This window comes from Patescibacteria group bacterium (assembly GCA_041651155.1).
Taxonomy (GTDB): Bacteria; Patescibacteriota; Patescibacteriia; order CAIXNZ01; family CAIXNZ01; genus JAPLYF01.
On record JBAZJU010000001.1, the window covers coordinates 236,318 to 259,469 of the forward strand.

At 36.4% G+C, this 23,152-nt stretch carries 26 protein-coding genes; 17 read left to right on the forward strand and 9 right to left on the reverse strand.

The features are described from left to right. Entirely contained in the window at positions 1 to 216 is a 216-nt protein-coding gene (locus tag WC460_01285; GenBank protein ID MFA5187974.1) for a hypothetical protein, read from the reverse strand. A gap of 12 nt (positions 217 to 228) precedes the next feature. Then, the gene (locus WC460_01290; GenBank protein MFA5187975.1) at positions 229 to 474 is read right to left on the reverse strand and encodes a hypothetical protein; all 246 of its coding nucleotides are present in this window, start codon (positions 472 to 474) and stop codon (positions 229 to 231) included. A gap of 884 nt (positions 475 to 1,358) precedes the next feature. Between WC460_01290 and WC460_01295 the strand changes: the two genes are divergently transcribed. The 5 genes from WC460_01295 to guaA all read left to right on the forward strand — a co-directional run bounded on the left by WC460_01295 (position 1,359) and on the right by guaA (position 5,980). Beyond that, a complete protein-coding gene (locus tag WC460_01295) occupies positions 1,359 to 1,715 on the forward strand; it encodes a four helix bundle protein (protein MFA5187976.1) in 357 nt (118 codons plus the stop codon). Between the two features lie 97 nt (positions 1,716 to 1,812). Continuing rightward, the gene (gene lexA / locus WC460_01300; protein MFA5187977.1) at positions 1,813 to 2,418 is read left to right on the forward strand and encodes a transcriptional repressor LexA; all 606 of its coding nucleotides are present in this window, start codon (positions 1,813 to 1,815) and stop codon (positions 2,416 to 2,418) included. Between the two features lie 401 nt (positions 2,419 to 2,819). Then, positions 2,820 to 3,230, forward strand: coding sequence for a hypothetical protein (locus WC460_01305; GenBank protein MFA5187978.1), 411 nt, complete (start codon positions 2,820 to 2,822; stop codon positions 3,228 to 3,230). A gap of 74 nt (positions 3,231 to 3,304) precedes the next feature. Next, on the forward strand, positions 3,305 to 4,282 hold the full coding sequence (locus WC460_01310) for a gluconeogenesis factor YvcK family protein (GenBank protein MFA5187979.1): 978 nt from the start codon (positions 3,305 to 3,307) through the stop codon (positions 4,280 to 4,282). A gap of 96 nt (positions 4,283 to 4,378) precedes the next feature. Further along, a complete protein-coding gene (gene guaA, locus WC460_01315) occupies positions 4,379 to 5,980 on the forward strand; it encodes a glutamine-hydrolyzing GMP synthase (protein ID MFA5187980.1) in 1,602 nt (533 codons plus the stop codon). A gap of 72 nt (positions 5,981 to 6,052) precedes the next feature. On the opposite strand, the gene WC460_01320 is transcribed toward guaA, so the two are convergent. The 3 genes from WC460_01320 to WC460_01330 are packed head-to-tail and all read right to left on the reverse strand — an operon-like array spanning position 6,053 to position 7,749. Then, positions 6,053 to 6,700, reverse strand: a complete 648-nt coding sequence (locus WC460_01320) for a phosphoribosyltransferase (protein MFA5187981.1) — start codon at positions 6,698 to 6,700, stop codon at positions 6,053 to 6,055. A 7-nt stretch (positions 6,701 to 6,707) separates the two neighbouring features. Beyond that, positions 6,708 to 7,508 (reverse strand): MBL fold metallo-hydrolase, encoded by an 801-nt coding sequence (locus WC460_01325; GenBank protein ID MFA5187982.1) that lies wholly within the window; start codon positions 7,506 to 7,508, stop codon positions 6,708 to 6,710. Between the two features lie 43 nt (positions 7,509 to 7,551). Beyond that, positions 7,552 to 7,749 (reverse strand): hypothetical protein, encoded by a 198-nt coding sequence (locus WC460_01330; GenBank protein ID MFA5187983.1) that lies wholly within the window; start codon positions 7,747 to 7,749, stop codon positions 7,552 to 7,554. A 312-nt stretch (positions 7,750 to 8,061) separates the two neighbouring features. On the opposite strand from WC460_01330, the gene WC460_01335 reads away from it, so the two are divergent. The 10 genes from WC460_01335 to WC460_01380 all read left to right on the forward strand — a co-directional run bounded on the left by WC460_01335 (position 8,062) and on the right by WC460_01380 (position 20,138). Further along, complete coding sequence (locus tag WC460_01335; GenBank protein ID MFA5187984.1) at positions 8,062 to 8,442, forward strand: hypothetical protein; 381 nt, start codon at positions 8,062 to 8,064, stop codon at positions 8,440 to 8,442. Positions 8,443 to 8,555: 113 nt separating this feature from the next. Next, positions 8,556 to 9,395, forward strand: a complete 840-nt coding sequence (locus WC460_01340; protein ID MFA5187985.1) for a presenilin family intramembrane aspartyl protease — start codon at positions 8,556 to 8,558, stop codon at positions 9,393 to 9,395. A gap of 156 nt (positions 9,396 to 9,551) precedes the next feature. Beyond that, positions 9,552 to 13,094, forward strand: a complete 3,543-nt coding sequence (locus tag WC460_01345; protein ID MFA5187986.1) for a DNA polymerase III subunit alpha — start codon at positions 9,552 to 9,554, stop codon at positions 13,092 to 13,094. Between the two features lie 101 nt (positions 13,095 to 13,195). Next, a complete protein-coding gene (locus tag WC460_01350; GenBank protein ID MFA5187987.1) occupies positions 13,196 to 14,323 on the forward strand; it encodes a hypothetical protein in 1,128 nt (375 codons plus the stop codon). 9 nt (positions 14,324 to 14,332) lie between these two features. Continuing rightward, entirely contained in the window at positions 14,333 to 14,839 is a 507-nt protein-coding gene (locus WC460_01355) for a hypothetical protein (protein ID MFA5187988.1), read from the forward strand. 363 nt (positions 14,840 to 15,202) lie between these two features. Next, positions 15,203 to 16,951 (forward strand): threonine--tRNA ligase, encoded by a 1,749-nt coding sequence (gene thrS / locus WC460_01360; protein MFA5187989.1) that lies wholly within the window; start codon positions 15,203 to 15,205, stop codon positions 16,949 to 16,951. A gap of 81 nt (positions 16,952 to 17,032) precedes the next feature. Further along, positions 17,033 to 18,355 carry a tRNA (N6-isopentenyl adenosine(37)-C2)-methylthiotransferase MiaB gene (gene miaB, locus WC460_01365; GenBank protein MFA5187990.1) on the forward strand — a complete coding sequence of 441 codons (1,323 nt, stop codon included), beginning with the start codon at positions 17,033 to 17,035 and terminating at the stop codon, positions 18,353 to 18,355. A gap of 151 nt (positions 18,356 to 18,506) precedes the next feature. Further along, on the forward strand, positions 18,507 to 19,205 hold the full coding sequence (locus tag WC460_01370; GenBank protein MFA5187991.1) for a tetratricopeptide repeat protein: 699 nt from the start codon (positions 18,507 to 18,509) through the stop codon (positions 19,203 to 19,205). 52 nt (positions 19,206 to 19,257) lie between these two features. After that, positions 19,258 to 19,452, forward strand: a complete 195-nt coding sequence (locus tag WC460_01375; GenBank protein ID MFA5187992.1) for a hypothetical protein — start codon at positions 19,258 to 19,260, stop codon at positions 19,450 to 19,452. A gap of 116 nt (positions 19,453 to 19,568) precedes the next feature. After that, positions 19,569 to 20,138 (forward strand): hypothetical protein, encoded by a 570-nt coding sequence (locus tag WC460_01380; protein ID MFA5187993.1) that lies wholly within the window; start codon positions 19,569 to 19,571, stop codon positions 20,136 to 20,138. 312 nt (positions 20,139 to 20,450) lie between these two features. Here the strand turns inward: WC460_01380 and WC460_01385 are convergent, their stop codons facing one another. The 3 genes from WC460_01385 to WC460_01395 all read right to left on the reverse strand — a co-directional run bounded on the left by WC460_01385 (position 20,451) and on the right by WC460_01395 (position 21,297). After that, on the reverse strand, positions 20,451 to 20,753 hold the full coding sequence (locus WC460_01385; protein ID MFA5187994.1) for a hypothetical protein: 303 nt from the start codon (positions 20,751 to 20,753) through the stop codon (positions 20,451 to 20,453). Then, positions 20,750 to 20,896, reverse strand: a complete 147-nt coding sequence (locus WC460_01390) for a hypothetical protein (GenBank protein MFA5187995.1) — start codon at positions 20,894 to 20,896, stop codon at positions 20,750 to 20,752. Before WC460_01390 ends, WC460_01385 begins: the two co-directional genes overlap by 4 nt. A gap of 107 nt (positions 20,897 to 21,003) precedes the next feature. Continuing rightward, a complete protein-coding gene (locus WC460_01395; GenBank protein MFA5187996.1) occupies positions 21,004 to 21,297 on the reverse strand; it encodes a hypothetical protein in 294 nt (97 codons plus the stop codon). 51 nt (positions 21,298 to 21,348) lie between these two features. Between WC460_01395 and miaA the strand changes: the two genes are divergently transcribed. Both miaA and WC460_01405 read left to right on the forward strand, forming a co-directional pair. Next, positions 21,349 to 22,248, forward strand: coding sequence for a tRNA (adenosine(37)-N6)-dimethylallyltransferase MiaA (gene miaA, locus WC460_01400; GenBank protein ID MFA5187997.1), 900 nt, complete (start codon positions 21,349 to 21,351; stop codon positions 22,246 to 22,248). A 92-nt stretch (positions 22,249 to 22,340) separates the two neighbouring features. Next, on the forward strand, positions 22,341 to 22,697 hold the full coding sequence (locus WC460_01405) for a hypothetical protein (protein MFA5187998.1): 357 nt from the start codon (positions 22,341 to 22,343) through the stop codon (positions 22,695 to 22,697). Between the two features lie 56 nt (positions 22,698 to 22,753). Here WC460_01405 and WC460_01410 read toward each other — a convergent pair whose 3' ends face one another. Beyond that, positions 22,754 to 23,128 carry a hypothetical protein gene (locus tag WC460_01410; GenBank protein ID MFA5187999.1) on the reverse strand — a complete coding sequence of 125 codons (375 nt, stop codon included), beginning with the start codon at positions 23,126 to 23,128 and terminating at the stop codon, positions 22,754 to 22,756. Between the last annotated feature and the right edge of the window lie 24 nt (positions 23,129 to 23,152).

A 23,152-nucleotide genomic window follows, 5' to 3' on the forward strand; every position in this document is an offset into this window, starting at 1 on the left:
TTAGCGAGTGTTGGTCGGTGAGGAATGTATTCTGAAAAAAATATCATCTGTTGGTTGCTGTTTTTTTGTGAGCGCTAAATTCGGCTCTTCTGACATAGGTGGAATATGTGAATTTTGCCCATAGCAGGTTTTGCAAGTCAATTTTCTTTCAATCGTGGGTTTAAATGATTTGCCGCACCTTGCGCATTTCCTTGACTTAACTTTTTCTTCTTTCATTGGATCCCTCCTTTAGCGCCAGCCAATACCCTGAGCACTGGGGGAGAAATGTTTGTTTGAGCTATTGCATTTTGGGCAAGTTCTGTTGTCGCGATTTTTGTGGACTAATAATTCTTTTTTGCATTTGAGGCATTTTACAATAATTAGGTTTTCTTCTTTACATTCTGAACAAAGCTGATGATCAAATTTTGGATTTGTTAAAGAACTTAGCTGTTTGCGGCAGTGCCAGCAAAATATTTTTTCTTTTCCTTCTTTCATTACTCCCTCCTTGGTTAATTTGCCTATAATTTAACATGCAAGTTTGCAAAAGTCAAAGCCAAAGGCTTAACTTTAAGAAAATAAAAGCCCCAAAAAAATGGGGCTTGTTTAATGGACGAAATGAGTTTTTAAGGCGCTGCTGCTGCTTTGATCGAACCTCTGACAGAGTAGGTGCCTTCAGTTGTTAAGTCTGGTTTAAGCCTTTTACTTCGGCATTCATTGCACATGCGTAGATTTTTTGCCAGTACCTTAACTGGCTTTCCGCACCTTGGGCAGGGCAGCTTTTTAGGTTTATCAAAATAATTATTCATCTTTCTCCTATTGCCATTGTTTTTTTACATGGTTTGCAGAGCAGTTTGCGAGGGTTTTTTGTTTTAAAGGGTTTTTTGCAGATCAAACATAACCTTCCTACCTTTTTTCCCTTATTTTTTGCTGACATCCTGCCTCCTTTTTGTTTTTTGACTTGTTTTAAAGTTAGCAAAACTATTTATAAACGTCAAGGATTTATGCTATAATATATTGAGATCGTGGATTGCAGATTTCTGATTGCTGATTGCTGTTTTTCATCTGTAATCGGTAATCTGCAATCATTAATCATTAATAAAAAATTATGCCAAAATGCGGCTGCAGTTGTTGCGCTCCCAAAAAGAAAGTAGTTAAGAAAAAGAAAAAGTAGGGGAGTGAAAATCGTTTTCCGCGGTGTGGGAGGCGATTTTTTTATTTGCCTGCAGTGAACTGAGCGAGCTAAACGAGCTCTGGTGCATTGTGGATAAGTCACCCTTGACATGCGGTTTTTGTTCGGGTATTATACTTGTATAATTTGGTAAATGTTCGGATAAATTGAAAGATTATAGAATATAGATTTTAGATTATAGTTTAGTCGTATGAATAAATTAAATTCATTTAAAGATTTAAAAGTTTGGGAAAAAGCGCATAAGCTAGTCTTAGAAATTTATAGGGTTACTAGATGTTTTCCTAATTATGAACTTTACGGATTGGTATCTCAAATGAGAAGATGTGTTGTATCTGTCGCTTCTAATATTGCAGAAGCTTTTAAAAGACGAGGTCGTGATAAGTTCAATTTTTATAATTATGCCGAATCATCTTTGGAGGAGTTAAAATCTCAAATGTTATTAAGCCAAGACTTAAAATATATGACTGAAGTTGATTACTTAAACTTAGTTGAATTAGCTAGCGAAGTTAATCGTATGTTGTCAGCATGGGTCAAATCATTAAAATAAAATTATTCTTCCACAATCTATAACCTATAATCTACAATCTGCCATCTAAATATAACTTAACGTAATACTTAACACTTACTACTTAATACTTAATTCTATGTCACTAACCAAACGACAAAAAGAAATTATAGACTTCATCAACGAATTTACCCAAGACAAGGGCTATTCTCCGAGTTACCGGGAAATTGGCCAGCATTTTGGTTTGTCTTCAACTGCCACAGTCTGCGAGCATATTCAGACCTTGCAGGAAAAAGGCTATTTAAAAATGGATCCAAATGAAGCCAGGTCAATTGAAATTATTGATGATAATAAGGCAGAAGCTTTTTTATTAAATTTGGCTGGCTTAATTACTGCTGGTGAGCCAATTGAAGCAGTAGAACAAAATGAAAAAATAGCCGTGCCAAAAGATTTGGTAAAAGATGAGTCTAAAGCTTTTGTTTTGAAAGTCAAAGGCCAGTCAATGATTGATGAAGGTATTTTTGATGGTGATTTTGTAGTGGTTGAAAAAAATCCTAGCCCGAAAAATGGGCAAGTGGTAGTGGCTTTGCTTGATAATACCTTTGCCACCTTAAAAAAGTTTTACAAAGAAGCAAACAGAATCAGGTTGCAGCCGGCTAATTCCAGTATGAAACCAATTTTTGCCAAAAACGTTATAGTCCAGGGAGTAGTCAGAGCAGTTATTCGTAAATTTAGTACTATTTAAGAATAACCTATAGATCAAAACTCGCCCGAGTTTGAGCCTGGACGAGTTTTGGAAAAGAGAACACCTTGTTTAAAGAAGCGCTCTTTTATTTATCATAACATATTTAATTTATTTTTAAAAATTAATTTTATAACATTATGTCACGCAGACAAAAAGCTATTTACCGCAGATTTATTTGTAGAATATTTGATTTTATAGTATCCATGGATCCTGTGGCGAAAACCAGACAATTTTAGCTTTAATTCCGTTTAAGTTTCGGCTGGGCTGGCAACTCCGGGATATTATGGGCTCTTGGGGTTAGCCCCGGCCGTCTAAATTCGCTTAGTCAAATGTTAAATTAATTACTGACAACGAAATTTAGCCGAGCCAGGGCTTTGCCAGCCCAGCCGAGTAATTTTTTTATGATTATAAAATTTAGCGACAAATTTGAATCAATTTTTTATGCCATGTTGTTAGCAAATATCAGTGGAAATTTTTTGGTGTCAAAAAATGATGAAATGGGTTTGTTTGCCAATGAAGAATTTATTGATATTGATCAGTTAAATTGGTTGCAGATTTTGCTGGAACATGATAAAAAATTCGGGGAGATTAAATGGTTTAATTATAATAATTTCAGTTTTATTAAATTCAAAAATGAAATAGATTCAGCCTTGCAAAAAAATAAGGCGAATAAATATAAAAGAGTTGTGTTTTTAATAAAACAAGCTTTAAAATTCGGCTTAAACTATAATGAATATTCGCCTAAAGAAAAAGTTAATAAAGAAAAAAGTAAGTTTAGCCCAATTTTTGTATTTGACAAAAGGTTAATTTAAGAATAAATTTAGATAATCAAATAAGAAAGGTCCGTTTTCGCATAAGCTATAGCGGACAAAGGGAGGTGATTAAATTGGCAGATGCTATTGTCACGACAATTGGCGGAGGGACTGGACATAATGCTGTACTTAACGGTTTAAAAATGCACTCTGGCATAGATTTAGCCGCCATAGTAGCCATGTTTGATGACGGCGGTTCTTCGGGAGTTTTAAGAGATGAGTTGGGCGCTTTGCCACCGGGTGACTCACGTCAGTGTTTAGTCGCCTTATCGCAATCTGAGGAAATTTGGCGTAAACTTTTCAATTTCAGATTTGTAGGGGATTCATTATCTGGCCAAAATTTTGGGAATTTATTCATTGCTGCCTTACAGCAGATCACAGGCAGTTTTGAAATGGCTTTGAATCTAGCTGGCGAAATCCTCAAAACAAAAGGCAAGGTAATCCCGGTAACTTTAGATGATGTTCGGCTAGTAGCCCATACGCCTGATGGAAAAGTAATCATTGGCGAACATCAAATTGATCTAAAAGAGATGCCCATCAAATCACTAAGTTTTACAAAAGAGCCTACGCCGAATCCCAGAGCGATTGAGAGGCTTTTGGAAAGCGACATGATAGCATTTTGTCCCGGAGACCTTTACGCAAACACTTTGTCAATTCTGAAAGTCAGAAGCGTGGCAAAAGCTATTTGCGCTTCAAAAGCACTTAAGGTCTATGTCTGCAACATCATGACTCAAAAAATGCACACGGCTGACCTTCAAGTCATTGATTTTGTGGAATTGCTTGAAAAGTATCTGGGACAGAAAGACATCTTTGATTACGTACTATACAACACGAAAAAGCCCAGTCAGAAATTTTTGGCTTCGTATTTGCAGGAAGGGGAATCACCAGTAAAATTTTTACGTAAAGATTTTGTCGGCCGGCGGACAAAGTTTATTGGCCAAAATTTCCTTTCCCAGAAAATGCCACAAAAAGTGGAAGGAGATAGCTTGAAACGGGCTCTGATTCGCCACGATCCAATAGAGGTGGCCTTGGCTCTGAAAAAACTACTTTAAAAAAGAGAGTGAAATACCTCTCTTTATTTTTTATTGACATTTTTAGTTTAATAAGTTAAGTTAAAGAAAAAAAATAGTACTTTGAAAGGAGTAAAAATGCTATATACCCTGAAAAAAGCAACACCTCAGGCGTTGGCTCAAATTGAAGAAGAAAAAAGAATTCGCCAAACAAATGAAATTTTTCTTTTGTTTTCTCTGGGCAGCCAGTTTGATCACCTAATTAAGCAGGAGATTGAAAAGCTCGGTGTTTATTGCTTGGTCGCTGACCCGGCCAGCGTGACTGCTGAAGATGTCAAAAAGTTGAAGCCAATCGGTATCATTCTTTCAGGCGGTCCAGTTTCAGTCTATGATTCACCGCCGCCTTTTGACAGTAAAATTTTTGATCTGGGAATTCCGGTTTTGGGAATTTGCCTCGGCTTTCAGCTGTGGGCAAAACATCTTGGAGTTGGAGTGATTCCAGCCCAAAAGAGGGAATTTGGTACACATCTTTTTGAGCAACTTTCACGTTCGCGGCTTTTTAAAGGTTGCCCACAACAAATGAATGTATTGGAAAGCCATGGCGACAGAGTAGAAGCAGTCGGTAAAATAAAAATTTCAGGCCAAACCGCAAATGCGCCTCTAGCTGCCGGTGAATACAAACATTTATATGGAGTTCAATTTCACCCGGAAGTGACTGAAACAGAATATGGGCCGCAAATTTTCAAGAATTTTCTTTTTGGGATTTGCGGAGCCAAGGATCATTATCCAGCGGCTAAAGTTGCTCAGCAAAAAATTGAATCGCTAAGGCAGCAAATCGGCGATAAAAAAGTGCTTTTGGCTCTTTCTGGTGGCTCAGACTCTTCAACGTGTGCTTTTCTATTAAAGCATGCCTTAAAAGGTAAAAAGGGACGGGTTCGGGCAATTTACATTAAAGGCATTGACCGTTCTGAAGATGAAGCTCATGTGCTGGAATACTTTGGCAATCAGGACTGGTTGGATTTAAAAGTGGTTGATGCCACTGACCTTTTTCTCGCTATCTTAAAAGGTAAGGTGACAATGCAAGAAAAGCGGATAGCCATGCGTTCAGTTTATAAGGCTGTTTTGGAAGAAGAGGCAGCTTTATTTGGCGCAAGCTTCATTGTTCAAGGTACTCTTTACACAGACATTTCAGAAAGCGGGGGCGGTTATGCCACGGGTGCACAGAAAGCTCAAATTAAACAGCACCATAATGTAAACCTGGGCTTAAATGTAACAGAAATTCTTCCACTTTCGGACTGCGTAAAAGATTCAGGTAGAAATATTGGCCGCGAAATCGGTGTGCCAGAAGTACTTTTAACTCGCCATCCATTTCCCGGGCCAGGCATGGTCGTGAGAATTGAAGGTGAAGTGACTGCTGTCAATTTGTCAATTGCGCGCAAAGCTGACGAGATTTTTATTGGAGCGCTGCGCAAATGGAAACTTTATGACACGGTCTGGCAAGCAGGTGCGACCGTGGAGCAATCCATAACAACCTGTACAAAGGGTGATGATGCTACCAGTGGTGTAGTTGTTAGTATTTGGGCAGTCTGGAGTGTTAATGGTTTTACAGCCAGACGAGCCAGGTTATCAGATGATTTCCTGGATTACGTTGCCCAAAGATTAACCAATGAAATTCGTGAAGTTGGTGAGGTGACATTTAGAATTTCTGGTAAACCGCCGACTACGATTGAAAAAGGCTAATTAAATTCAAATTATAAAACCGTCTCTCAAAAATTAGAGGCGGTTATTTTTTTATAAATTATGACAGGGCGTTTATTTTCCGAAATTTTTTGATTTTTTCATTAGTTCAATAACTTCCTCGTCTGTAGTTTGTCCAAAATCCTGATAAAAAGCGCCGACTGCGCCAAAAAATAAAGGCGCATCTAAATAAATAACATTTGGAACTTCTTTTTGAATTAATTTAAGCGTATCCTGGGCAGAAACTGGCACTGCCACGATAATTTTTTTTGCAGCCTTTTCTCTAACTGATTTAATGGCTGCCCGCATGGTTAAGCCGGTAGCAAGACCATCATCAACAATAATCACTGTCATATTTTTTAAATTTAAAGCTGGTCTATTTAGGCGATATGTTTTTAGTCTGCGAATGGCTTCCATTTTTTCCGCTGTTACTTTTTTAGCTAGATATTCTGGGGAAATATTAAGTGATTTAATTGCTTCTTGGTTAAAAATGCCTTCACCGGTTTCAGTTATTGCTCCAATTGCATATTCCTCATTATCAGGCGCGCCAATTTTACGGGTGACTATTAAGTCCAAAGGTAAGTTTAATTCTTTGGCAACTTCAAAAGCTGTTATTACTCCGCCTCTAGGCAAAGCTAAGACTAAAACATTTTTTTGGTTTTTAAATTCTTGTAATTTTTTAGCTAATTTCTGGCCAGCTTCCTGGCGATTTTTAAATATCATATGTTTATTATAACTTAACTTTTAGTCCATCAAAAGCCAAATATACTTTAGTCTTAATCTTATTTAGTCTGACAAATTTTTGTATTTCTTTTTGGGCTATATTGTATGGTGGATATGAATGTCCGATTTGGGTCAAATAAAGATTTTTAATTTTTAGTTTATCGGCTAATAAAATTGAATCTCCTGTATTTAGATGGCTGAAAATTTGTTTATTAAAGTACATGGCTGCATCTAAAATTAAGTCTTTAACATTTTTAAAATAAACCGAAGAATCTGCAGGAATTTTTTTTACATCTGAACAATAGATAAAATTATTGATTTTAAAGGCAAAAGTGGGAAATTTTTGTTCATTAATAATTGAATGTCGAACTGACAGTGGCAATATCTTTATATTGTTGATTGATAAATTACGTAATGGTTTAATTACGTTAAATTTTAAATTTGGTAAATTTTTAAAATGTTTTTTAATAATTCGCCAGGTTTGTTTCTGGCAGTAAACGGGGATAGGGGATTTAAGCCAAGAATTTAATTGTTTAAGTCCGCCATAGGCATCAAAATGCGGATGGGTAATTAAAACCGCATTAATTTTTTTTATTTTGTTAATTTTTATTTGTTTTAGAAAATCAGGGGAAGCGTCAATTAAGATATTAAAATTAGTAAAACTTAAAATAACAGAACTGCGGGTTCGTTTAGATTTGCTTTTAAATTTTCTGGCATCTTGGCAAGCAGGGTCTTGATGCTTAAGATGAGGAATAGAGTCCATTGGCCCAGTGCCTAAGAAAGTTAGTTGCCTATATTTATTTGACATATAAATTTGGTTTGGATAAGATGACTTTCAGAACCTTGATTTGCTAATGGGTAGCAGGCACCGTCAAGCTCGGGCATAAAAAAGAAGCGTCTTTCTCCGCGAACTTGAACTTCCCAAATAAAATAGCGGACAAAATAACCTTGACGCAAGCTGAAATTGTGCCCAAACGAATGCTGGAGACAATCTGCCATTGCACTTCAAAACCCAAACCATTGCCACAAGCCATGGTTAGGATGCGCATAGTTGCGTCTGCGCGTCAAAGCAATCAAGGTTCTATTTTTACTTTGAGCTCCTCTTTAAAAGGGGGGCTTTTAATTTGAATGCGAATTTACAAATTCGCTGCGAATCTACGAATAGATTTAAATTATAAGAATTTAAGGAGTAAAAGTTGAATTGTTTTTTTAAAAAATATATACTTATTATACAGCCAATTGACAAAACTAAAAAGTTGCTTTAAAGTTTGCTTAAGAGCATTGAAATACACTATAAAATTTTCAATGCAAGAAGTGCTAGCGCCACAAAGCGCACAAAAGTCAAAAGGAGGCAGCTGAAAATGAACATTTTGAAAAAGGCGTGGTTAAGTTTTACTTCCTCTGAGAGAGACGGCATGAAAGTGCTCATCTGGGCCGTAGTCATTATATTAATTGGGATTGCTGGAGATGTATTAATTTCTTCAGTGACAAAAACTAAAACCGCAACGGCCGAACAAGACAAAACGTATAATATTGAAATGCTCGTGCCGGAAAGAGTAGTTCTTATCCAGGTAAAAAAGCCAATAGGCTTCCCGAGTGACTATGCTGTAGAATTAAGTGATGGATTAAAGGAGGTAGGCAAAACTTACAAAATTTTGTACCTAACCCCGATAAATGGTCAAATAGGCAGCGGAAGCGCAACCACTTCTCTAATTGTCCTGGTAGAACCCAAGCCTAATTAACGCAACTGCAAATCAAAATTAAAGCTGAAAGGTGCAAACCGAGTAAGCTTTTTTTATTTTTAGACATTGGCTTTTTAATGCTATAATGAGGTTAAGAATAATTTAATTGTGCTATGAAAATAAAATTACAACAATTTTTAAGCTTTGGTTTTCTTTTGGAGCTTTTTTTATTTGCGTTTAGCCTTTTTTTGGCCATGAGCATTGCCTTTAATTTGGGCAGTAGAATGCAACTTGTTCCTCAAAACACGCCAAGCAATTTTAGCGCCTGGGAATTTATTCTGGCCTTTTTTATTGGTACTTTAATCTTATGGCTAAGCATAAAATACTTTAAAAGGCCGCTATTAATTAGGATATTTTTTTATCTGGCGATTTTTGACGGCTTAATTATTTTTAGCCAGGCATATTTTGGCTGGCCCTGGTCTTTGCTTGCGTTTGGATTTATTATGGGGATTTGGCTGGCTTACAATAATATTTTGCTGCATAACCTGATTTTGGCCTTAGCCATAAGCTCAATTTCCGTAATTTTTGGCTTAAATCTTACGCCTAACGCGGTTATAATAATTTTGCTGATTTTGGCGATTTATGATTATTGGGCTGTTTACAAAACAAAACATATGGTCAAGATGTTTACTGGTATGGCTGAAGTCAAAGTCCATTTTGCCTTTATAATTCCGCCAGCTATCAGAGGTTTGTTCCAAAAAGTTAAAGATGTCAGCTTGTCCTCTGAATATGTATTTTTAGGAACTGGTGATCTAGCCATGCCGACAATTTTTGTTGTGACTTGCTTAAAAATTAGCTTGCTTGCTAGTTTTTTTACTGCTTTTGGCGCTATTTTAGGTTTTATCGGGTTATATGCTATTTTTATGAGCCAAAAGGATAAAAAACCAATGCCAGGCTTGCCCCCGATCATTTTAGGGGCTTTAATTGGTTATTTAGTGTCTTTTTTAATTTAAAAATCTTTTGACTTCAGCTGTTATTTGGTGTTGTGAAAGGGGAGCGAAAGGGGTATACTTTACTTATCAAATAGCTAAAATAAAAATAAAATTTTAAGCGAATCTAAAGAAAATTGATTTGTAATATTTTTATTGTAAAAGTAAGTTTATTTACGTATGAAATTTGTACCGCTTCATGTCCACTCTCATTACAGCCTGCTTGATGGCTTGGTTAAAATTGATGATCTAATTGCCAAAGCCAAAGCCGATGGCATGGAAGCCATGGCTTTAACAGACCATGGTTCAATGTATGGGATTATTGAGTTTTATCAAAAAGCAACAAAAGCAGGGGTAAAGCCAATTGTTGGCGTGGAAACATATGTGGCGCCTTATGGCCGTTTAAATAAGAGGACCAGGATTGATGAAGAACGTTTTCATTTAATTTTATTGGCTAAAAATAATCAAGGTTATCAGAATTTATTGAAATTAGTGACTATTTCTAATTTGGAAGGTTTTTATTATAAGCCCAGAATAGATTTGGAAATTTTGGAAAAATATAAAGATGGCTTGATTGCGCTTTCGGCCTGCATAGAAGGTGAAATTCCCAATTCAATTTTAACTTATAAGGATTTAGAGAAAACCGAGAAGATACTGGAAAAATATTTGAAAATTTTTGGACAGGACAACTTTTTTTTAGAGTTGCAATCTCATCCTAACATGCCTCAACAAAAATTCGTCAATGAACAATTGCAGCTCTTGGCTAAAAAATATAATTTGGGCTTGGTCGCGACCAATGATACTCATTATTTAAACACGGAAGATGATAAGGCTCAGGACATTCTTTTATGCGTACAAACCAATCATAAAGTGACTGAAGAAAATCGACTGACCATGATCGGCGATGATTTTTCTTTAAAAACAACAGCGCAAATGGTCAAAGAATTTAAAGATTGTCCGGAGGCTATTTCTAATACAGAAAAAATAGCAGAGCAGTGCGCGGTTAAAATAGAGTTTGGCAAAAACATTTTGCCGGTTTTTGAAGTACCAGAAGGCAAAAGCGCAGAAGTATATTTGCAGGGTTTGTGTTCCCAAGGCTTGGTAAAAAGATATGGCGGTGAATTAACCAAAGATAATGACTGGGAGATTGATGAACATAAGGTTTTGATTAAAAATAAAAATCAGGATTTTAAAAAGAAAGAAATTCTGGAACGCTTAGAATACGAAACTTCAGTGATTGCCAAGACAGGTTTTGCCCCTTACTTTTTGATTGTGGCTGATTTTATAAATTGGGCAAAAGATAATGGAATTGTGGTCGGGCCAGGTCGCGGTTCAGCCGCAGGTAGTTTGGTTGCTTATTTGACCCGCATTACCAATATAGATCCTTTGGCCTATGATTTGCTGTTTGAAAGGTTTTTAAATCCCGATAGAATCTCCATGCCTGATATTGATATTGATTTTGCCGATATAAGACGAAGCGAGGTGATCCGTTATGTTGAAGAAAAATACGGGAAAGATCATGTTTCCCAAATTATTACTTTTGGAACCATGGCAGCGCGCGCTGCTGTGCGTGATGTGGGACGCGCTTTGGGGATTGCTTACGGTTATTGCGATAAAGTGGCTAAAATGATCCCCATAAATACTAGTCTGACCCAGGCTTTAGACAAAGTCCCTGATTTAAAAAACGAATATCGCAGCAATAAAGAATGTAAAGATTTAATTGATAATGCTAAAAAATTGGAAGGCGTGTGCAGGCATGCTTCTACTCATGCGTGCGGCGTTTTGATTACGCCTGAACCCCTCATAAATTATGTGCCATTGCAATATGCTTCCAGTGATGATCAAAGCATTGTTTCACAGTATTCTTTACACCCGATTGAAGATTTAGGCCTGCTGAAAATGGACTTCTTAGGTTTGCGCAACTTAACTATTATTGAAAATACTTTAGAAACTATTGAAAAAATTCATGGCCAAAAAATTGATATTGATACCATACCTTTAGATCATAAAAAGGCTTTTGATTTGTTGCAAAAAGGCGAAACCATGGGTGTCTTTCAATTAGAATCAGGCGGGATGAGAAGATATTTAAAGCAATTAAAGCCTAATGAATTTGAAGATATTATTGCCATGGTGGCGGCTTACCGTCCAGGCCCCATGGAATTGATTCCTCAATACATCAGTAATAAGCATGGCCAGACAAAGCCCACTTATTTGCACCCGAAATTAGAGCCGATTTTGGCTAAAACTCATGGGGTGGCAATCTATCAGGAGCAATTAATGGAAATCGCGCGCAGTTTGGCAGGCTTTACTTTGGCTGAAGCAGATGTGTTGAGAAAAGCAGTAGGTAAAAAAATAAAAACTCTGTTGAATGAACAAAAGAATAAATTCGTGGCCGGCTGTTTGAAAAATGGGGTTGAGAAAAAAACAGCCAATGAAGTTTTTGCTTTTATTGAACCTTTTGCCGGCTATGGCTTTAACCGTTCTCACGCCGCTTGTTATGCCATGATTGCTTATCAGACAGCTTATTTAAAAGCCATTTACCCTGTAGAATTCATGTCAGCGTTATTAACCGCAGATTTAGATGATATTGAAAGGATTGCTCTGGAAGTCAATGAATGCCGCAATATGGGAATTGAGGTAATGGCGCCTGATATTAATGAAAGTTTTACACGCTTTACAGTGGTGGCGGAAAGTTTGCAGGAAGAACGGCCGAGGATTAGATTCGGACTGTCTGCGATTAAAAATGTAGGTTTAAAACTTACCAAGGCCATTATTCATGAAAGAAAAGAAAGCGGTTCTTTTCAGTCATTGTGTGATTTTTTAACACGTATTAAAGATAAAGATCTAAATAAAAAATCATTAGAGAGCCTGATTAAATGCGGAGCTTTAGATCAATTTGGGGATCGCTATGAAATGCTGATGAATATAGACAAATTATTGAATTTTATCAAGGAAGTCCATAGTAGTGAGAATTCCAACCAGAATAGCTTGTTTTCTTTGTCAGAAGTAAAAATAAGACATAATTTGCAATTGGAAAAATTTCCGCAGGTTAGTAAAAAAGCCAAATTAACCTGGGAAAAAGAGCTGCTGGGTCTGTATTTGTCAGATCATCCATTTAGCGACTACCAAAAAGAATTAGAAGGTTATGTTTTTACGACCCAAAGCGTTAAAAAGGGCAAAGCAGCCGGTAATATAAGAATAGCCGGTGTGATCAATAAAATAAAGAAAGTCATCACCCAAAAAGGCGAAATTATGCTTTTTGTCAGGCTGGAAGATACTTTTGATAGCGTGGAAATCATTGTTTTTCCCAGTGTATATAGCGTGACTAAAGAAAATTGGCTGGAAGATAACACGGTTATCATCAGCGGCGCTGTTTCCAACAAAGACGGAGAATATAAGGTAATCTGTAATGAGGTTAAAACCCTGAGCTTGGAAATTATAAAGGATTTAAAAAATAAATTGCAAAAAATTAATCAAAATGTGCAGGCCGGTGTTAAAAATTTATTTATTTTTTTTAAAAAAGTTGTGACTGCCCAGACAATCAGCAAATTAAATAATATTTTAAGCGCGACTACAGGGGAAAATAAAGTTTATTTGGCCGTGCCTATTGACGATTCGCGCTTTAGGAAAATTGAAACAAATTTTTATGCTGATTTTAATAATCAAGAACTGCAAAAAGAATTAAATAGCCTGGGTGAAGTGAAATTTGTTAAACTAATGTAAATTTGCTACAATATTGACAGTATAAAGTATTAAGAATATAGAATATGGAAGAAATACATATTGATTAAATTATTTGTTCTTAATTCTTAATTTTCAAAAATATGTACCGTAAGCATCACGTTAATCCGCCTTTAAGCATTTATAAAAAAATAGCTTTGACTTTTATCATTCTCACGGTCATTCTAATCGGGGTGATTTTTTATTTTACGCTGACTTATGCTTATATCACAATTTATCCCAAGCAAGATGAAGTTAAAACAGATTTTAATTTTGCGATTGTGGAAGATGATAAGGCAATCAGCCCTGAACAGGGGATTTTCCAGGGTAAAATTGTGGAGCAAATAATTCAGGGTGAAAAACTTTTTGTCACAACAGGGAAAAAACAAATTGTTGGGGACACAGTTGGCGAGGTAAAGATAATAAATAATTTGGCTAAAACCCAGACCTTGGTTGCTACCACGAGGCTTTTAACAGCTGACAATATTCTCTATCGTTTAAAAACAAGAGTAGATATTCCAGCGAAGGGTTCGGCTGTTGTTGCTGTTTATCCCGATGATGCTGCAAAGCCATTAGCCAAAGCAGGCGCAAAATTCACTATTCCCGGCCTGAGCCAAAGTGTCCAGGAATTAGTTTATGCAGAGAATTCTCAAGATTTTATGGCTAGCGGGCAGTTTGTAGCGGCAATTAGCCAGGAAGAATTAGATAAGGCAGTTGCAGATTATTCCGATGAATTAGCTCAGCAGGCTTTGACAGCTGAAGATAAAGATAAAACTAAAGTTTTAAGCAAGGAGATTTTAGAAAAAAGTTTTGACCAAAAAGCAGGCGATGAAGATTTGAATTATCATTTAACCTTAAAAATAAAAGTAAGCGGAGTTATTTTTACTGGTCAGGCAATAAAAGATTATGCAGTGGCTCAGCTAAATAATTTAGTTACTCAGGATAAACAATTAGTCTCAAATACTAGCGACCAATTGGTTTATGAAATTAAAAAGCTTGATTTTACCGGTAAAATTGCGCAAATAAAAAGTTCAGTCAGCGGGACAGAGATTATTAGCCAAAATAGCCCTATTTTAAACCGTGATAAATTTGTTAAGTTAAATCAGGAAGATATTCAGTCATATTTAGGAAATTTCCAGCAAATAGAAAGAACTGATGTGTCATTTTTTCCGGTCTGGGCTAAAAAAGCGCCTTATTTCCAGGATCATATAATTATTAAAATCGCCCAATAATTTAAAATTATGCCAAAAGAATTTGGGAAACATTTTGAAAAACCAGATGTAGAAAAAACAGGGGAAGATAAATCGGAAGATTTTATAGAATTAGATGAATCAGCGCCAGACATTTTAGAATTAGTTGAGCCTTTGGCTGACGCTTCTGCAACTAGAAACAATGAAAAACCTGTTCATTGGGAAAGACCAAAAGAGGAAGATTTGCCGATTGAAGAGCGGGCGTCATTTCAGAAAGTTGAATTGTTTGGCTTGAAAAAAAATAAGGGAAATTTTAAAATCAATGCTTTGGCAGACGGCAGTTATATCTTGGAATATTTGGATAAAAATGGTAAGCGCGAGGAAATGTATTATTTTGATAAAAATGGCAATTTGACTGAATTCAGAGATCCAAAGTATGACCTGAAAGATCTGCAAAGTACAGCAGGGAAAATAAAGAAAAATTTGAAAAGAATGAATGATCTAATGATTGAGACTTTAGAAACGGAGGCAATCCATTCCAAGAAGTTTTATAACTAGGGCTTGACGGCAAATTAAAATTAATTTATTATTGAAGTATCCTTAAAAAGCGATTGAAATGGCTACCAACCATTTGGCCAGCCTAGCATGTCTAGGCGGTTAAATCCTTAAGGGTTTCTAAGCTTTATAAAATCAAGAGTTCTGCTAATGCAGAGAATTTGGGTGGAACCGCCCTAATTTTAAAAAGGGTCCCAAGATTATCTATATTTTTAGGTAGTTGAGGGATCCTTTTTAAAATTAAAATCCAAATGACAAATCACAAATAACAAACCTTCGTCCCGCGGGGCGGGACTACGGTTTGCGAAGGCAAAATAATATCAAATTTTAAAATTCTAAACAAAATTAAATTTTTAATTTAAAAATATGAAAGATCAAGAAAAATTAGACATTATGCGACATTCAGCCAGCCATGTTATGGCTGCGGCTGTTAAGGAACTTTATAAAGACGTTAAATTCGCAATTGGGCCGACAATCTCTGAAGGTTTTTATTATGATTTTGATTTGGGCTCAAGAACTTTGAAAGAAGAAGATTTAGCAAAAATTGAAGCCAAGATGAAAGAAATTATTAAAAATAATTTAAAATTTGAAAGAGAAGAAGTGCCAATCAAGAAAGCCCTGGAAAAGGTTGAAGGCCAGCCCTATAAAATAGAATTGATTAAAGACTTAGAAAAAGAAGGGGAGAAGGAGGTAAGTTTTTATAAATTGGGTGATATTTTTGAAGATTTATGTCGCGGTCCTCATGTCAAATCAACCAAAGAAATTGGCGCGTTTAAACTCTTGCGAATTTCAGGTGCCTACTGGCGCGGGGATGAGAAAAATAAAATGCTGCAAAGAATTTATGGCACTGCGTTTGAAACACAAAAAGAATTGGACGAACATTTAACTTTATTAGCTGAAGCAGAAAAAAGAGACCATCGCAAAATCGGCAAAGAGCAGGAGTTATTTGTTTTTTCAGATCTGGTTGGGCCTGGTCTGCCGCTTTACACAAATAAGGGTGCGATTATCCGCAATCAGATCCAGAATCTTTCCAGGGAATTAAGAGAAAGCATTGGCTATAAAGAAGTGCATACCCCACAAATAAATAAGGCTGAGCTTTTTAAGATATCGGGACATTATGATAAATACAAAGAAGATATGTTTAGGGTCATATCTAATTATACTGATGAAGAATATTATTTAAAACCCATGAACTGTCCTCAGCATACTCAGATTTTCGCTTCTGCCTTGAGAAGCTATAAAGATATGCCTGTGAGAATTGCGGATTTTGCCAATCTTTATCGTGATGAAAAGCCAGGTGAACTTTCTGGTCTGACTAGATTAAGAGCATTTTCTCAGGATGATGGGCATTGTTTCTGTACTGAAGATCAGATCAAAGATGAATTCAGCAATGTTTTGAAATTAATTGAGGCTGCTTTAAAAATTTATAATTTGGAATATTATGTGAGATTGTCATTGCGTGATGAAAAGGCGAAAGATAAATATTTGGGTGATGATAAGGTCTGGCAAAAGTCCCAAAAATTACTGGAAGAGCTTTTAAAAGAAAAGAAACTTAAATATGTTATCGGCGAAGGAGAAGCCGCTTTTTACGGACCGAAAATGGATATAATTGCTAAGGATGCAATAGGTAGAGAGTGGCAGATTTCTACTATTCAGTTGGATTTTAATATGCCAGAGAGATTTAAGCTTGAATACATTGGCCAGGACGGGAAAAAACATGTGCCAGTAATGATTCATAGCGCAATTGCCGGTTCGCCCGAACGTTTCATGGCTTTATTAATTGAACACTATGCTGGTGTGTGGCCGGTTTGGTTAGCTCCTGTTCAGGTTAAGATTATAAATATTGGCGCAGCGCATGAAAAATATTGTCAGGATGTGGCTGAGAAGTTAAGAGCTGAAGGAATTAGGGCTGACTTGGATTTAGTTAATGAGACAGTGGGCAATAAGATTAGAAAAGGTGAAAAGGATAAGATCCCTTACATTTTGGTTGCAGGTGATAAGGAAATGTCTTCTGGCCAAGTTGCTGTCAGGCAAAGAGGCAAGGGTGATTTGGGACCACAGGATTTGGAAAAATTTATTAAGCAAATCAAGGCAGAAATTTTAAACCGCTTGTAATATCAATTACATCCCCATTGAAGAAGCGATTAGCCAATCGCTTCTTCGTCGGTTAAGGCGGTTTAAAATTTCTTGGCAAGTATGAAATATTTTATTAAAATTTTCGGCTGCCAGATGAATTACTCTGATGCCGAACGGGCAGCCGCTAAATTGGAAGAATTAGGATACAAAGTAGCATCTAATGACAAAGATGCTGATTTGATATTGCTGGTCACTTGTTCTGTCAGAAAATCAGCAGAGGATAGGGTTTATGGCGCGATCAATAATTACCACAAGAAAAAGTTATACCCAAAATTAAAAACAATAATTTTAAGCGGCTGTATGGCTTTGCGACCAGAAGTGGTTAAGAAAGCTGATAAAGCCGATATTTTTTTAGATATTAAAGATTTAAATAAATTGCCAGATCTTTTACAGAAAAAAAGTTTGCAAGGTGAGGTTGAGACCTATTTTTCTTTAAAACCAAAATATCAAAGTTCTTTTACTGCTTATGTGCCGATTATGACTGGCTGTAATAATTTTTGTTCCTATTGCATTGTGCCTTATGTGCGGGGCAGGGAAGAGTCTCGCTTGCCCGAGGAAATAATTAAAGAAGTGAAGGATTTAATTATACAGGGATATAAGGAAATAATTTTACTGGGGCAAAATGTAAATTCATATCTACCTAAATTAAAAATTAAAAATTTAAAATTAAAAATTGCGATTGAGAATTCAAAATTGGAAATAAGTGATTTCCCCGACTTATTGGAATGTTTATCTAATCTTTCTGGCAAATTCTGGCTAAGCTTTATTACCAGTCATCCTAAAGATTTGTCAGATAAATTAATTAAAGTAATTGCCAAGAACAGAAAGATTTGCGAATACATAAGTTTGCCGGTTCAATCGGGTGACAATGAAATTTTAAAAAAAATGAATCGCCACTATACTATCTCGCATTATAAAAATTTAGTTAAGAAAATTAGAAAAAATATTCTTGGGGTAGCAATTTCCACGGATGTAATTATTGGTTTTCCGGGTGAAACCAGAAAACAATTTTTAAATACAGCCAAACTTTTTGAACAAGTTAAATTTGATATGGCTTATTTAAATCAATATTCGCCCAGAACGGGAACTGCCTCGGCCAGATTAAAGGATGATGTGTCTAAAATTGAAAAGAAAAGAAGAGAGAATGAATTAAATGATATTTTGTCAAAAACAGCTTTAGAAATAAATAAAAAATTAATCGGCAAGGTTTTAGATGTTTTGGTTTATCAAAAAGGAAAAAATGATATTTGGCTCGGTAAAACAAGGACATTCAAAGTAGTTAAGTTTAAATCAAAGAAGAATTTACTAGGGAAATTTGTAAAAGTAAAAATAATTAAGGCCAAAGCTTTTGGTTTGGAAGGTGCTCCCGCTCTGTCATTCTGAATTTAATAAAGAATCTATTACACCGATGTAATGGATCCTTCGCAATGCTCTGGATGACAGAGCGGGGTTGACTTTATAAATTTGTTGAGCTAATCTTTAACCAAGTTCGTTAAAATTTTCAAAAGGCACAATGTGCCAAGGAGGAGGAAATATGAGAAAGAAAGAGGAGAACCTCGAGGTTGAAAAAAGTGATAAGGCTTTTAAGCGAGCATTTGAAGAAGGGCAACCTTTCTCGTTAGAAGAATTTTGTGATATACTCTCACAGGCGCAAGAGGATGCAAGAAATAAACCAGAAGAAATTGAATCAATTATTGAGGCGTTCAGAGCACGAATAACAGATCAGATCGGCCCTGACGCCACAGCACATTTTGACCTGGGCATTGCTTACAATGAAATGGGGCTGTACGACGAGGCAATCACAAGTTTTGAAAGGTCGCTAAGCTGTAAATACAGCAATCCAGCTGAATGTCTACACATGATCAGCAGATGTTTGCAAGGGCAAGGGGAATTTGCTGAAGCAAAAAAGGTTTTGCGCGAAACTTTGTCTTATAAAAATTTGCACGCTCACGAAACAGCAACTCTCAATATGGAATTGGGCATTGTGCTTGACAAGCTCGGAGATAAAAAGGGCGCCTTAAAATGCCTGGAAATCGCGCGTGAAATTACGCAAAACCTTGCGCAAAATTCCTCAATCAAGGATCACAACCAAGAGCGAATGCTCAATGGGATATTAAGTCTCATTGTCAATATCAAATGGGAAAGCCTTAGTCCCTGGCAACAGAAAATTCACATCATCATGGACAAAGTGCTCAGGCGCAGGAAAAGGTTTGAAGACTTAAAAAGAGCCTAGAAAAATAGCGGCAGGTGTAAACTTGCCGCTTAGCTTCTAAAGGAGGCGATTAATGAAAATTCAATTGGAACTTAGTCCTGAAGCAATTAAATTCCTGGATCTACTTCAGGAAAAAATGGGATTTGCTTCAAAGGCAGAAACAATTCGTTATGTTTTTGATATATTGAAAAGCGGCTGGGGATGGAAAGACGCCAATATAAGCGAGCTTGCTAGCAATTTTCAAGTTGAACAAAAAGTGCCAAACTGAAAAATACACGATTTAGCTCCTTGCAACGCAGGGAGCTATTTTATTTGATTTGACTATTATAAATAATTATGATAAATCTAAGTTAGTACTTTTGGACAAAAAGAAAGGAGAATCCAATGGGTTTATTTGGCGGAGAAAGAAAAAAATCTTATATTGGCGGAAGAATTGATCCCCCAAATATAAGAGAGCAGAAACAAAAGCAGTGGGAAAAAGTTGAAAAAGCAATGAAAAATAAAGACCCGGATGGCGCGATTGATCCGCTTAAACGGATTTTGGAAATTGACGAAAAAGATTCTCGGGCGCTTTGTCGGCTCGGTTGGATCTTTGTACAAAAGGGTTATAAAGAAAATGCTGCCCACTATCTAATAAGAGGGGCCGAGGAATACAGCAAAGACGGCTTTTATCCCAAAGCAATTGCCGTTTACAAAGAAGTGCTGGAGCTGGATGATTCCCTCATGGATGTAAGGGAAAAGATGGCTGTTCTTTATGACAAATTAAATTTGTTTGAAGACGCCGTTAAATTGCGTCGGATAATCTCCTCTGCATCGGCTGCCAAGGAAGAAGAAGTTTTGAAATTCATCGAGGGTAAACGCCAGGCAGCCGATAATGGCGATGAGAGCGCCAGAAAATTCCTGAAAGGGATATTCAATCAGACAGGCCGATTTTTAAAAACACAGAAAGTCTAGAGTGAATGTCTTTCTAATCCTTAAACAAAAATCAAGCTCCTTGCAACGCAGGGAGCTATTTTATTTAAAAAAAGAAAAAAGCCCCGCGTTTGCAGGACTTTTAAATAATTTGATGTTTTTTTGCTTATTCGTCGGTATATAAACCGAGTTGAGTTGAAAGGTGCAGAAAGTGTACCCAAAGCCCTGTTACAATCGGAGTGAGAAAAAGGGCAGGTGCAATGAGATATGTTTTGGCTGGGATTTCTACGATTACAGGAATAAAGATCGCCCAGGAAATAAGCAAAGTTATTAGACAAGTTTTCCATCCTGAGCTTATAGTGTCACTGTTATGACAGGTTTACTATAATCTCTATATTTGATGATTTGGTAGCAGAAATCCAGGGCAAGCATTGTTACTCCAAGATAGATAAATCCATAGACGAAGGGGATACCTATGGTTGAGAGTAGGACAACCAATATAATCTTGCGGACTTTTTTGTCTCGGTGAATTCGCCAGAACCATCTTTTGTCTTCAAGCAATTCCCAGCCGCAGAATCCGGAAAGGCCGCAAATAATTGTCGTAAACGTGATTGCTAGCACAACGATTATTACAGTTCCCATTTTTTTTCCTTTCATTGTGGGTTTTTAAGTTTAGTTGATTTTTCTTTTCTTTCTTCCAGCTTGGTTTTGATCATATAGAAAAAAGTTTTAGCCAGAAGTATTGACCAATAAATTATGATTACGCAAAAAATGAATTCAAATATTTTTTCAATGAGCACAATGCCTCCTTTTTTGGTTGATTATTTTATAAATTAGCATATAGATTCAATTGTGTCAAGAAAAGCCCCGTACTTTAAGTACGGGGTTAGAATTGTATTCTTGGAAATTATCGTGGCCACCAAATTAAAGTTATTCCAAGGCCACAAGCTGCGGCCATGCGGTCATAATTCTGCCAATCTTTTTTTATGGGAATACATAATTTTATGATTGGCGGAAAACCTGCGAAGGCAATGATTAAGATTGGATTGACATTGGCGATAATGAAAAAGAGTCCAATAATTTGCATGATTGTGCAGACAAGGTAGCATGTTTTTAATAGGAAATGACAATCTTTTTTACCTTTTGTTTTTTCCTTTTGGCAATCCGTGTCTTCGTTGTCTGACAGTTTCCTTTCTTCCATACGGAACCTCCTTATTTGATTTTGTTTATAAATTATCATATTATTATTTATATGTCAATACAACTACCTAAAATTTTAATAATAGTCGGCCCCACATCTAGCGGAAAAACCAGCCTGTCTATTAAATTGGCAAAAAAGTTTAATGGGGAAGTGATTTCTGCTGATTCGCGCCAGGTTTATAAGGGCATGAATTTGGGGACAGGTAAAGTGACCAAAAAAGAAATGCAGGGAATTAAGCATTATCTTTTAGATGTGGCTTCGCCAAAGAGCAGGTTTAGCGCCGCTCAATTTGTGAAATTGGGTGAGAAGGCGATTAAAGAAATTCAGAAAAAAGGGAAGTTGCCGATTATTTGCGGCGGCACTGGCTTTTATGTTGACGCTTTAATTTATGGTTTGCCGCAAACAGTGGCGCCTGACTGGAAACTGCGTCAACACTTAGAAAAGCTCAGCGCTGACGCTTTATTTATGAAATTAAAAAAAGTTGACCCAGTGCGGGCAAAAAATATTGACCCTCATAATAAGAGGCGATTAATCCGCGCTTTGGAAATAGCGCTAAAAACTGGCGCGCCAATGCCGCCGCAGTCCAGGACTCTAAGATACAATGTTTTAAAAATTGGAGTTAAACGAAGTAATGTGGAATTAAGAAAAAGAATTCATAATCGCTTGTTGGCTCGTCTGAAACAGGGGATGGTTAAAGAAGTTGGGAAATTACACAAACAAGGCGTTAGTTGGAAAAAAATGGACGACTTTGGTTTGGAATATAGATTTATATCGCGCTATTTAAAAGGGGAGTTGGGCAAAGAAGAAATGCAAACCCAGCTGGAAACAGCTATTTGGCATTATGCCAAAAGGCAAATGACCTGGTTTAAAAGAGATAAAGAAATTTATTGGATTAACAATGCTCAAAATGCAGAAAAAAAAGTGGAAAAATGTCTATTTGACAGAAGTTAAAATTCGTGTTGTGGTGCATTGACAACTAAATATTTTTGTGTCAAGGTTAAATCAGAATTAACTCAAAGTTCTTTTTAAGGAGGTGATTTTAAGTGCATTGCACAATTTTCAGCAGATATCGCATACCTTTAAAAACAACAGTCATTGGTAATTTTGGGGAGGCTATCAAAAGAATCAGAGAGGTTAAATTTTGGCCTGATCAGGTAGTAATTAATCTTGTTTCGCTTGACCTCTCGGTCAGAGACAGTGTCCTTTTACTTAAGATGAGGGTAATTGTTGAAAACGGTATCTTCCCTTATATCTCCGGAGAATTTGATTTGACAGAAGAGTATCTGCAGCATTCAGTAGATTACGATACGTCTTTGCAGGCCATTGTTATCCCGATCCGGGGGGTAAAGTCAATAATTTTTCTTGGTAAAAATAGCAAGAAAATTTTCAGTAAAAAATAAACCCGACCACTCAACGAATGAAGGTCGGGTTTTCTTATTTAGATCAAATTTATCTATTAGGCATGACCAGCTGTTAGCTCTTCTCTTATCAAAGCGATTGCTTTCAATGATTCTGGATCATTAGAAACTTGTTTTTCCAAGGCATCCAATTCCATTAAGAGGCCATTTCTGGCAACTATTTTTTCTGTTGATTCCTTTGAGCTTTCCTGTAAATTCTTCCAATTGGCCCATTCATCAGTAGTATAGAAATTGGCAATTTGTTCTTTAGGAGATTGTTTGGCCTTTAATTCTGCTTTTTCTTTAGCTGTTAATTCTTCTTCAATCTCTGAACCTATCTTTGCTAATTGCTCAGATTCAATAGGTTGCATTGAGTGAATTTTTGGTTTAATTTCTCTTGAATATTCAGGTGTAGGCATATAAATTCCTTTCATTAATAGTTAGTTTAATTTAAGATA